This window comes from Flammeovirga sp. AWQ4_249, assembly GCF_056161045.1.
In genome coordinates this window covers 1-11,907 of the sequence record NZ_JBSWYJ010000020.1, presented here as the reverse complement: position 1 = coordinate 11,907, position 11,907 = coordinate 1, and the positions used below count along the sequence as shown (strand labels likewise).

The following is an 11,907-nucleotide window of genomic DNA, read 5'->3' as shown; positions in this document are numbered from 1 at the left end:
AGTAGAAAGGGCGTTTTAATATACTGTAACTTCTTTACAAACATTCAATCTGAGAAAGTTACACGATCTAATTTATTGTCAATTAATACAAATTTTAAAATTATGAAAAAGTTTATTCTACCTGCAGTGTTAGCTATGTTTATGTTCTCATGTTCAGAGTCAAATGATGTAGAACCACAGCCAGAGCCAGAAAATCCAATATATGAAGAAGTAGATCCAGGTTTTGGTAATCCAGGTGATGAAGAAGAAGAGGAAGTAGATCCAGGTTATGGTAACCCAGGTGACGACTCGGAAGATGTTGACCCAGGTTACGGTAATCCAGGGGAATAATTCAAGAAGTAACGATTTTTGAAATTAATTAGGAATATATAATTAAAGGCCATGATAATTCATTTTATCATGGCCTTTTCTATTTATCCACATTTACAGTCTCCTGATCCATTACATCCTTGATTAGGACGACATCCTTTTCGCATGATTCCCATTACAATGGTTAAAAATGCTCCAAAACATATCCCAACACCATCAAGATCCATTAAAGAAGGAATCAAAACTGCTAACCCTAGAACCAACCAAAGGATTCTTGTGATCGGCCAGTCTCTTTTTATCTCATCAAAAGTCATTTCTTTTTCAATAAATCAACGAATAACGTTCCCATTACAGCACCATATAATGTACTGTTTAATGGTTTTGAAGTAATGGCACAAGTACCGCTAACACAGCCTACTTGTACATAATAAATATATCCTAGTAAGGCCCCAATACAAAGGCCTAGAAGGTGAAATTTATATTTACGAAGTAATGTCATTTTATTATCTTTTTACAATAATACCTACTTAGAATGGTATATTGTGTAATAATTGTCACAAAAAAAGAAGAATATTGAAAAAGTACGTCATCAAAGAGCATGAAACGTCAACGCTATATCAGCACTTTGCCGATAAATTCGGTGGAACTTGGAATGGTGAAAACCTAAAAGTAGAACATTCGGATATGAAAGTTGATATTACTTTTTACAATAACATCTTCGGAATTTCTTTAGGAATCAATGAAGTTCAGTTTTCTGAAGATACCATCATTGTCATTGAACAAGATATTGAACAATTTTTAATCATTCGATTCATTCTTACTTCTGAAGTAAAACTTCCTGAACAAAACAATACTATTGCTGGGCCTAATACAGAAAATGGAATTTTACTTAGCAATACATTCAATCCCGTAGAGATTCATCTACCTAAAGGCGAATTAATTCGATGGATTACGATTCGTATTAAAGTAGAAGATTGGGAAAATATTCACAATGGCCGTTTTCCAAAATTGGACAATATATTCAAAAGTAAAGATCCTTGGGTAATAGCAAAACCTATCAATACTTCTATGGAAAAATGTCTGAGAGAAATCTTAGCTTTTAAGCCTAAAGAATATGGACATAAAGTTTTTTCTATTGCAAAAGCCATCGAATTATCAGCTTTGTTATTCACCCAATTGATCAAAGAAGGTGAAGAAGGCGAAGAGGTAGATATGCTTATTGAGGACTATGAAGTAGTCATGCAAATCAAGAAGTTATTACAAGAAAACTTTGATAACGCTCCTAAAATCGAAGAATTATCGAAAAAATTCGGTCAAAGTGCGACTAAATTACGCCAGAATTTTAAAAAAGTGACAGGACTTCCTATTCATAAATTTGTAATGAAAGAAAGATACGCAGAAGCTTATCGCCGTTTATTAAGTACAAAAGATAGTATCACTGAAATAGCATTGGATTTAGGCTTTAGTAATACCGCACATTTTTCTGATGGTTTCAAAAAACAATATGCAGTAACCCCCTCTCAATTGAGAGTAGAAATGCCTGAGTGAACATTCATTAATTAATGTTTAATATATTTATAGTCAATGAATTATAATAGGGGATTTGAAAGTCTTATTATGTTATAAATTGATCATAATTTGATATTTTACAGTTGAATATTGTCATACCTTTGTATCACTACAAAACGACTTACGATCATCACTTCAGGTGATTTAAATATATATTGGAAATATATCTGACTATGATAATAAAATTATGGAAAGGTGTAAGTCCATTAAAAATGAGAGAGCAGCTTACTATTTTTGTAGGCTTTTTTTAACTCCGAAAAGAATATGTCATTTTTTGTAAACGGAATGTCATATTTCGATATACTTTTCCCATTACTTTGCAGACCTTTGTATAGTCAATAGTAGTAAATACTTGTCCTCATCTTATGATGATTTACAAGTATGGATTAGTAATATAGTTTTATATCAATCGGATACATTTCGATGAATTAAAATATTTACAATTAAAAATGAGGAAAAACAGCTTACGATATGTAGGCTGTTTTTTTTTGATCAAAATTGAAAAATGTTGTTTTTTGAAAATGATATGTCAAAATTTAAAACCATCTTTTATTTTATTTGTTGACATTTGTATCATCAGAAAAAAGATAAAATAGTTGGAGCAATCCAACGATAAAAATATTGGACAATTAAAAATGAGGAAAGAAGTCTACGATTTGTAGACTTTTTTTTATGTCTAAATTTTTTGGAAGCTAACAAATATTGATATGCATGCTTTTTTTTATTTAAATTGTAATGCTTAAACAAACAATTCAATTTTTTATGGAACAACTTAAACTACTTGCACTTGTAATCATTTTATTTCCAGTGACACTTTATATTACACTAAAAATATATTCTGCAATAATTCGATTATTCAAAAAGAAATCACATCATTACACAATACCACCCTCACCCGAAAAAGATCCGAATTGGAATCCAATTACTTTTAGTGATTACAATAAGCTGATTTTTATAGATTTTAAAGATGAAAAAATTAAAGAGAATTTAGATTTTTCAGATAAAAATATCCAAGTTTTTCAACTTAATAATTGGACTATTTTGAAAGGAGATGACCTCAATTTTTCAGACTATAATCTTCTAATTTTTTCAATGAGCATTAAAAATGAAGAAGGGCAAGTGATTGGTTTTTGTCAACATCACAAGAATCCTATGCATGATTATGTGGTAAAGTTAGATGTTGGTGCCGATTCAGATGAACATTTTATAGGCTCTTTTCGAAACAATAAAAACTTTGGAATTTATTTGCCTAATATTGACGAAAATCCTCAAGGAAATATTTCACTTTCTCGAACAAATGAGATTAGTTTTTATCATGAAATTGCTCAAATTCCAATAGACGACTTAGAGAATATTAAAGTAGTAGTGCCTTAATTGTCTGTTTTGTAATTACTTAATTTTAGTTTTCGTATAAAGAAATAAAGAAAAAGTGAATTATCTCTACACATTGAGGTATCTTAAAGGAAAAGCTAATTTTCTATTTCTCATTTACGAAGACTTTAATGAAAAATTATAGATATCTTATCGCCTTATTTACCTTATTTTTAATCTATGGAAATAGTATTGCTCAAAACCCTATCAAAGTTTTTGAGAATTGCATGGAAAATGAAAATAAAGAGGCATTAATCGAAGAATTTGCAAAGTATGATATTTTGCTTGTTGAGTACGGGGTTAATTTTCAATCAAAAAAAGAAGAAAGTAAATATCCTCTCAATCAAATTTTTACATATCCAGAAATTGCTACTAATTCAATAATTGATGGTCATGTTAATTATAACTTTATAGCAAAAAAGCATTTCCTTAAAGGGAAAAATAAGAAGGCGTTTCTTGAATTATTATTTGCTACAAAAGCAGGTGAGGGGACATTTGAGCAAATGAGATGTTATAATCCAAGGCAGGGTATTATCTTCCTGGAAAAGAAAAAAGAAGTGAAATATAATATTGAGGTATCCTTTGAATGTATGAACGGATATATCAAAGGTGAAGGATTTCCGAATAATATATTTTGTAAAAAAATGTGGATGGATCTAGAACCATTTATGATGACACATTTTGAATAAAAAAGGGCTTGTGAAGTAAAAATCACAAGCCCTTTTTTGGATTAGGTAATTGATTACCAAACTTTAGCTCTATCATCTGGAGCAACATACATAGAATCACCTTCTACGATGTTGAATGCAGTATAGAAAGGATCAAAGTCTGATAATGGACCAACCGCTCTATATTGACCTGGAGAGTGAGGATCTGTTTGAATTTGCGTTCTTAACGCCTCTTCTCTTGATTTCGTTCTCCAAATTGTTGCCCAAGAAAGGAAGAAACGTTGCTCTGGAGTAAATCCGTCAATGTTTCCTGGCTTTTCTTTTTGCAATGCTAAATAACGTTGTAAACCATCATAGGCTACTGCAACACCACCAAGGTCCGCAATATTTTCACCTAAAGTAAGTTCACCGTTAATATGTAAACCTTCGATTGGTTCATAAGCATTGTATTGTTTAACAACCATCTCGGCTTTTCCTTTGAATGCAGTGTCATCACCTTCAGTCCACCAATCTTTCATTTCACCATGAGCATCGAAACGACGACCTGAATCATCAAAACCATGAGAAATTTCGTGACCAATTACAGCACCAATACCACCATAGTTTACCGCTTCGTCAGCTTGGTAGTTGTAGAAAGGAGGTTGTAAGATAGCTGCAGGGAATACGATTTCATTATATAATGGATGGTAGTAAGCATTTACAGTTTGAGGAGTCATACCCCACTTTGATTTGTCTACTGGCTTACCGTATTCTTTCATGTTTTTCGCAAACTGGAATTCGCTACTGTTCACGATGTTTTGGAAGTACGTATCTTTAGAAATTTCTAAGTCTTCATACGTTTCCCATTTGTCAGGATATCCAATTTTTACATTGAAAGCCTCTAATTTAACTAACGCTTTTTCTTTTGTTTCGTCAGTCATCCAATCTAAACCTTTGATACGCTTAGAAAATGCCTCTTTAATATTAGAGACCATTTTCTCTGCTTTTTGTTTTGCTTCTTCAGGGAATACTTCTTGTACATAAAGTTTACCTACAGCAAAACCAACAAGACCATTTGTAGTACCTAATACACGCTTCCAACGAGGACGGTTTTCTTCTAAACCTCTCATTTTCTTACCATAAAAATCAAAGCTTTCGTTTACAAAAGCATCACTTAAATATGGAGCTGCTTCATGAGCAATATGCCATTTTAAGTACAATTGAATTGTTTCTAATGATGTATTAGCAATCATGTTATCCATTTCTTGGAAATAAGGGGGATGTGTAACGATGATTGTATCTGCAGGTACGTTGATATCTTTTAAATAAGTAACCCAATCAATAGTAGAACACATTGCTTGAAGATCAGCAACAGAATAAGGGTTATACATTCTTGTTGGATCTCTTTCCTCTACAGGAGTAAGGTTGTGTTGTGCTAATGTATTTTCGAAAGCAAAGACATCTTGTGCTGCTTTTTCTGCATTAGGGATAGACAATAAGTTAAACATATTCGTGATATGTTGTACATATTGATCTCTAGTTGCTTGTGAAGCAGAATCTGTTTTTGTGTAATAATCTTTGTTCGGAAGACCTAAACCTTCATATCCAATATAGAAAGATTGGATTTTACTGTTTTTTAAATCTTGGAATACGCTTGGTCCAAACAATACTCCAGTTTGTGATTTATGTAACTCAGTAAGTACTCTTTGTAAATCTTTTTTAGATTTTAAACCATCAACTAATGCCATATAAGGTGCTAATGGTTGAGCACCAAGTTTTTCGATAGTAGCCGAATCCATACCACTTTGGTATACATAAACAGCTTTCATTTCATCGCTACCGTCTTTTAGATTTCCTGAAGCCATTGCTTCATTTAATACATTTAAAGTAGCTTTTTCATTACGCTCACGTAATTCATCAAAACTACCCCAACGACCTCTGTCTGATGGAATTTCAGCTTTTTGCATCCAACCACCATTAGCATAGGCATAAAAGTCTTGACCAGGCTTTACCGTTTTATCCATGTTAGACATATCTAATGCCTTTTCCATAGGAACTTGTTCGTCTGCTTTCTTTTGTTCGCAGGAAGTGTATAGTACAGCGCTTACGCCAAGAGAGACACTAAGCGCTTTCGTTAATAAAGTTTTCATTTAAATAAAATATATTTCAATGTTTGTGTTTAACAAATGTATAAGAATTTTAATAGTAAATAGTGAAAACCATAGTTAAATATTAAATTTTGTTTAAACAAATAAAACATTGTTTTTCAAAATGATTCATTACTTATACCTAATTTTCTAAGAGAAATGACAATGAATTTCTAATTAAGCATAATTCCATATATCTAAATAAGTTTTTCTATTCTAGAAACTGAAAAATCGAGTACAGTGATGAAATACAAGAAGATTATAAAGCAAGAGAGAAGAGAATTAAAATGAAACACATTGATTTTTTTTAAGTGATACTGCTAATTTTTTTAACTGATAAATCTATGATTAGAGCCAAAAATCGATGTTTTTGGGTGTTCATTTATAAAGTGGGACATCAAAATATATTAGAAGAACGATAAACCAAAACATTATGGCTAATCTTGTAATGTCTTGTAAGTATGGAAATGAGAACTGAATTAAAATTAAGGTAAGCCTGAGAATTTATCTTAAAACAAACATTTCAATTCAACTCAATCTGGTCAATGTCAGAAAAAGTCATTGACCGGATTTTTTCCAAAATATGAAAATGAAAATTTGGTTATAAACAGACTGTTTAGAAAGTTATTCTTGACACTAAACAGAGACTTGGTAAAAAAGAATGTAAAAACATTAAAAAAATTGTAAACTATAAAAAAGAGATCTTTTAGGTCTCTTTTTTTATTTTTATCCAGTAATAAAAAAGTATCTTTATTTAGAATATTAAATCAAGTACATAATGTATTTTCGTTCAATGTCCGCATTAAAGTATTTAATAAGTAGTTGCTTTTTGCTCCTTTCATTTAATGCATTTTCTAACAATGAAGTTTATCTCCAACAATTAGATGCATTACTAGAATTAAGGGAATCATATTTTCAGCAACGTCTTGATGCCATCGATCAACTAAAAACGGAACTAAACCAAACTGAAAAATTATCAGAAAAGTATTTTCTGAATAAAGAAATTACACAACAATATCTTCCTTATAATGCAGATTCTGCTTTAAGATATGCTACAAGTACTCGTATAATAGCTTTGAAATTAAAAGAGAGTGAGAAAGATATAGCATCAAATCTTTTGTTAGCACAAGCTTATATCTTAGTTGGGCTTTATCATGAATCGGTTGGAATCTTAGAGCAATACCCAGAAGATCAACTCACTCATACTTTTCAAGTGGAATATTATTCCATCAATGCTGTACTTTATAATACGCTTTCCTCACTTCGAAATACTGATCTTGTCAGAAAAAAATACAGAGAGAAGTGGGAATATTTTGAAACTAATTTAAGAGACAGTCAAAAAGAAAAAACACTAGGACATCAATTAGCTGAAGCTGAACTTTACAAAGAATTTGGGAAGCTAGATAAAGCTATTGAAATCTTAAAAAAGATATTAGAAGGTGTGCAAAAAGAAGATAGAGTATTTGCGTCAACTGCTTATACTTTAGCCGACGCATATGGTCGTAAAGGCTTAATTGATGAAAAAATTAAATATCTATCACTCTCTTCACAGTCAGATATTATTAATGGAGTTAAAGAACATACAGCTCTTAGAGCATTGGCATTAGAGTTATATCAAAAAGGAGAAATAACAAGAGCTTATCAATATATTAAAATTGCATTGGAGGATGCAGTAGATAGTAATGCACAGTTGAGAAGGTCGGAAGTGTTAGAAATATTACCCTTAATAGACCAATCTTATCAAGAAAATAGAGACAATATACGACGTTATATTATGCTGTTTTCAATGATTGTTTTTATACTATCCTTGATTTTACTTTCAGCATTAATTTTTATTCAAAAGCAAAAAAGAAAATTGGAGGAATCAAATGAACAAGTTCAGGAAACCAACCAATTATTGAATGCTTTAAACTTAGAATTGAAAGAGAGTAAACAGGAAATAGAAGTCGCTAACGAACAACTGAAAAGTGTCAATAATGTACAGGAAGAATCTATCGCACGGTACTTAAAACTTTGTTCAATGTATATCGGGAAATTGGATGATTACAGAAGACAACTTTTGAGAAAAGGAAATAAATCGAATAAAGAAGACCTTCTAAAAATTTTAAAATCAAAAGAAGTTGTTGATCAAGAATTGAAAATTTTCTACAAAGATTTTGACCAATCTTTCTTGAAATTATATCCTCATTTTGTAGAAAGTTATAATGAATTAATGATAGAAGAAGCTCAAATTACTTTAAAGAAAAATGAATTGTTGAATACAGAACTCCGCGTTTTTGCATTGGTAAGATTAGGTATTGAGGAAAGTACTCAGATCGCAGAGTTTTTACGTTACTCAATTACGACTATTTATAACTATAGAACAAAAGCTAGAAATAACGCAAAAGTGGGTAGAGAACACTTTGAAGAAGAATTAATGAAAATTCAATAATAATCAAGTTTTAAAAAGCATTCTTATAACATTATGTATGTAAAAGTTTGACTACTTTTTTGGTGTATAGCTTGGTTGTTAATACATTGATATATAGTATCTTATATGTTTTAATCAACTACTTTTTAACAACTTACTCTTCTTTCAGTGTAAATGATACACTAAGTTTGTGTTATCGAAATGAATCAACCACGATATTATGAAAAGATACATATCAACTATCCTAATGTCTGTATTTGCTTTACTTGCAAATGCACAAACTTTAAAATCTCCAAGCGGGAATTTCACAATGGAATTTCATGTAGACGCGAAAGGGATTCCTACCTATAAATTAGACCTTAACAATGAAGCTGTCATCAAAGACAGTAAACTTGGCTTCTCATTACATAATGATAAAGACCTTATTGAAGGCTTTAATGTAGTAGACACTAAGACCTCTTCTTTTGATGAAACTTGGGAACCTGTATGGGGTGAATTCAAGGAAATCAGAAACCATTATAATGAGTTAGAAGTTACTTTACTTCAAAAAGCAACGGACCGCAAAATGATCATTCGTTTTAGATTATTTGACGATGGTTTAGGTTTCCGTTACGAATTCCCAGAGCAACATAGCTTAGTGTATTTTGTGTTAGAAGAAGAACATACACAATTTGCAATGGCAGGTGATCATACAGCATATTGGATACCGGGTGATTATGACTCACAAGAATATGACTACACAATCTCTAAACTTTCTGAAATTAGAGGCTTAATGAAGAAAGCTCAAACAGGTAATGTTTCTCAAACTTTCTTCTCAGATACAGGTGTACAAACAGCTTTAATGTTGAAATCAGAAGATGGTTTATATATCAATCTTCATGAAGCAGCTTGTATCAACTATTCTACAATGCACTTAGATTTAAATGATGAAACATTAGTTTTTGAATCTCATTTAACGCCAGATGCTCAAGGAAGAAAAGGATATTTACAAGCACCAATGACTACTCCTTGGAGAACAGTTATTGCAAGTAAAAACGCTGGTGATATCTTGTTATCAAGTATTACTTTAAACTTGAATGAGCCTACAAAATACGAAGATACATCATGGATCAAACCTGTAAAATATATGGGTGTATGGTGGGAAATGATCACAGGAATGTCGTCTTGGTCTTACACTGATGATTTATATTCTGTTGAATTAGGTATCACAGATTACTCTAAGACAAAGCCTAACGGTAAACATGGTGCGAATACAGAGAATGTAAAAAGATATATAGATTTCGCTTCTGAGCATGGATTTGATGCTTTATTAGTAGAAGGCTGGAACGAAGGATGGGAAGACTGGTTTGGTAAGTCAAAAGATTATGTATTTGATTTTGTGACTCCATACCCTGACTTTGATGTGGATGAAATCAGAGAATATGCAAAAAGCAAAGGTGTCAAAATGATGATGCACCATGAGACATCTGGTTCTGTTAGAAACTACGAGCGTCATATGGATCAAGCGTACCAATTTATGGTGGATAATGGTTATAACTCTGTAAAATCAGGTTATGTAGGACCAATCTTACCAAGAGGAGAGCATCATTATTCTCAGTGGATCAATAATCACTATTTATATGCGATCACTAAAGCAGCTGATTATAAAATTATGATTAATGCTCACGAAGCTGTTCGTCCTACAGGCCTTTCTAGAACTTATCCAAACTTGATTGGTAATGAGTCTGCAAGAGGTACAGAATATGAGGCATTTGTTGGGAATACAGTAAACCATACAACGATTCTTCCTTTCACTAGATTAGTAGGTGGACCAATGGATTACACGCCAGGTATCTTTGTAACGGACATTAGTAAATACGATCCTAATAGAACTTCTTATGTTAGAACAACTATTGCACGTCAGTTGGCTTTATATGTGACAATGTATTCTCCATTACAAATGGCTGCTGATTTACCTCAACATTATGAGCAGTTTATGGATGCTTTCCAATTTATCAAAGATGTTGCGATCGATTGGGACGATACAAAAGTATTAGAAGCTGAACCAGGGGATTATATCACATATGCTCGTAAAGCAAAAGGTACTGACAACTGGTATGTTGGAAAAACAAATGACGAAACACCTCGTACAACGACAATCAAATTTGATTTCTTGACTGAAGGTAAAAAATATATTGCTACAGTATATGCAGATGCAAAGGATGCTCACTTCAAAGATAATCCTCAAGCATACCAAATTAAAAAATATGTAGTGACAAGTAAGTCTAAATTATCTCAATTTACAGCTCCAGGTGGTGGTTATGCTATCAGCATTATTGAAGCAAAAGATAAAGCAGAGTTAAAAGGCTTGAAGAAACTTTAGAAAATGAACTTATCCTAGATTTTGCTATAGCTTAAAATAGGGTAAGGGATTTATTTCGAAACGTAAAGTAAAACTTAACCTAGTTACATTTTGTGGCTAGGTTATTTTTTTATTTACTAATAATGAGGTTTTTATGATTTGTAGATCGTTTTTTTAAAGAGCTAATTAATTTACCAATTAAAACTTTTTTTTTACCATTCTCTCAAAATTAGGTATTGTACTTTTGTAACATCAATAAACAAAAAGAGTAGAACGGACGCTCTCCGTAAGAAATTTACACTCTTTGCTATTCATTATAAAAAGTTACAATTATGACATCAAACACAACAAATTATCGAGTAGGTAAATGGCTTTCATCAGATCAAAAATTTTTAGAAAACTGGTTACAAGAACTAATCGATCACGTTGATGCTAACCCAAAAGATTTACTTCCTCCAGTTCAAGATTTAAAAGACCTAATTGAAGGAGAAGAATATTACACAAAATTATTTACTGGTATGTTTAACGAAGTTCCTGCAAAGGCGCCTTATAACGTTGACCCTACTGGTAAGCCACAAATTAGAGATTATGACCATATGTTGGCTTTGATGAATGAAGTCATGTCTCAACCTCCCTATTTTAATAAATCAGGTTTAGTAGGTTTCCCTATCAATGCAATCCTTGACTGGCCAATGGGTACAGTGTCTGGTTATGTAGCATTTTTAGACAAAAAAGTGAACGCTAAATTAAAAGCAATTCTTGAATACTGGAGTGCATTTTTATCTGGACCAGAATCAGCAAAAGTATTAAACACTTCTGAATCAGGTTGGTTAAACGACTATGCTTTAAAAGAAATGTGTGACGCTGCTTATGGCGACAACTTCTTAGATTTATTCGAAACAAAATCAGATAAAAAAGAAGAAAGATATGGATTCACTTCTTGGGATAACTTCTTCACAAGAACTTTCAAAGAAGGTGTAAGACCAGTTGCAGGTGAAGGTAATGATAACATCATTGCAAATGCTTGTGAGTCTGCTCCTTATAGATTAGTGACTAACGTTGCTGAAAAAGAGCAATTCTGGATCAAAGGTCAACCTTATTCATTGACTGATA

10 protein-coding genes are annotated in these 11,907 nt (G+C 31.9%); 7 read left to right on the top strand and 3 right to left on the bottom strand.

Annotated features, from left to right (window positions below; translation table 11 throughout):
* The first annotated feature begins 102 nt into the window (after positions 1 to 102).
* Positions 103 to 330: a hypothetical protein gene (locus ACXAHM_RS15120; protein ID WP_474961294.1), complete on the top strand. Its 228-nt coding sequence runs from the start codon at positions 103 to 105 to the stop codon at positions 328 to 330.
* An 83-nt stretch (positions 331 to 413) separates the two neighbouring features.
* On the opposite strand, the gene ACXAHM_RS15115 is transcribed toward ACXAHM_RS15120, so the two are convergent.
* On the bottom strand, positions 414 to 623 hold the full coding sequence (locus tag ACXAHM_RS15115; RefSeq protein WP_474961293.1) for a hypothetical protein: 210 nt from the start codon (positions 621 to 623) through the stop codon (positions 414 to 416).
* A complete protein-coding gene (locus ACXAHM_RS15110) occupies positions 620 to 808 on the bottom strand; it encodes a DUF6132 family protein (protein WP_474961292.1) in 189 nt (62 codons plus the stop codon). Before ACXAHM_RS15110 ends, ACXAHM_RS15115 begins: the two co-directional genes overlap by 4 nt.
* Before the next feature lie 74 nt (positions 809 to 882).
* On the opposite strand from ACXAHM_RS15110, the gene ACXAHM_RS15105 reads away from it, so the two are divergent.
* The 3 genes from ACXAHM_RS15105 (at position 883) to ACXAHM_RS15095 (ending at position 3,938) form a co-directional block, all read left to right on the top strand.
* Positions 883 to 1,857, top strand: coding sequence for a helix-turn-helix domain-containing protein (locus ACXAHM_RS15105; protein ID WP_474961291.1), 975 nt, complete (start codon positions 883 to 885; stop codon positions 1,855 to 1,857).
* A 783-nt stretch (positions 1,858 to 2,640) separates the two neighbouring features.
* Positions 2,641 to 3,252 (top strand): hypothetical protein, encoded by a 612-nt coding sequence (locus ACXAHM_RS15100; protein ID WP_474961290.1) that lies wholly within the window; start codon positions 2,641 to 2,643, stop codon positions 3,250 to 3,252.
* Positions 3,253 to 3,380: 128 nt separating this feature from the next.
* On the top strand, positions 3,381 to 3,938 hold the full coding sequence (locus ACXAHM_RS15095; RefSeq protein WP_474961289.1) for a hypothetical protein: 558 nt from the start codon (positions 3,381 to 3,383) through the stop codon (positions 3,936 to 3,938).
* Positions 3,939 to 3,991: 53 nt separating this feature from the next.
* Here ACXAHM_RS15095 and ACXAHM_RS15090 read toward each other — a convergent pair whose 3' ends face one another.
* Positions 3,992 to 6,046, bottom strand: a complete 2,055-nt coding sequence (locus ACXAHM_RS15090) for a M13 family metallopeptidase (RefSeq protein WP_474961288.1) — start codon at positions 6,044 to 6,046, stop codon at positions 3,992 to 3,994.
* 826 nt (positions 6,047 to 6,872) lie between these two features.
* Between ACXAHM_RS15090 and ACXAHM_RS15085 the strand changes: the two genes are divergently transcribed.
* The 3 genes from ACXAHM_RS15085 to ACXAHM_RS15075 all read left to right on the top strand — a co-directional run.
* The gene (locus ACXAHM_RS15085; protein ID WP_474961287.1) at positions 6,873 to 8,474 is read left to right on the top strand and encodes a DUF6377 domain-containing protein; all 1,602 of its coding nucleotides are present in this window, start codon (positions 6,873 to 6,875) and stop codon (positions 8,472 to 8,474) included.
* Between the two features lie 199 nt (positions 8,475 to 8,673).
* A complete protein-coding gene (locus ACXAHM_RS15080) occupies positions 8,674 to 10,815 on the top strand; it encodes a glycoside hydrolase family 97 protein (RefSeq protein ID WP_474961286.1) in 2,142 nt (713 codons plus the stop codon).
* Positions 10,816 to 11,126: 311 nt separating this feature from the next.
* Positions 11,127 to 11,907 (top strand): phophatidylserine decarboxylase associated domain-containing protein (locus ACXAHM_RS15075; RefSeq protein ID WP_474961285.1); only part of this gene is annotated, 781 nt, incomplete at its 3' end.

What these genes read in the sequence shown, in the direction of transcription:
- ACXAHM_RS15110 (WP_474961292.1), bottom strand. Translation starts at nt 808, where the DNA reads ATGACATTACTTCGTAAATATAAATTTCACCTTCTAGGCCTTTGTATT.
- ACXAHM_RS15115 (WP_474961293.1), bottom strand. Translation starts at nt 623, where the DNA reads ATGACTTTTGATGAGATAAAAAGAGACTGGCCGATCACAAGAATCCTT.
- ACXAHM_RS15120 (WP_474961294.1), top strand. Translation starts at nt 103, where the DNA reads ATGAAAAAGTTTATTCTACCTGCAGTGTTAGCTATGTTTATGTTCTCA.
- ACXAHM_RS15080 (WP_474961286.1), top strand. Translation starts at nt 8,674, where the DNA reads ATGAAAAGATACATATCAACTATCCTAATGTCTGTATTTGCTTTACTT.
- ACXAHM_RS15095 (WP_474961289.1), top strand. Translation starts at nt 3,381, where the DNA reads ATGAAAAATTATAGATATCTTATCGCCTTATTTACCTTATTTTTAATC.
- ACXAHM_RS15100 (WP_474961290.1), top strand. Translation starts at nt 2,641, where the DNA reads ATGGAACAACTTAAACTACTTGCACTTGTAATCATTTTATTTCCAGTG.
- ACXAHM_RS15090 (WP_474961288.1), bottom strand. Translation starts at nt 6,046, where the DNA reads ATGAAAACTTTATTAACGAAAGCGCTTAGTGTCTCTCTTGGCGTAAGC.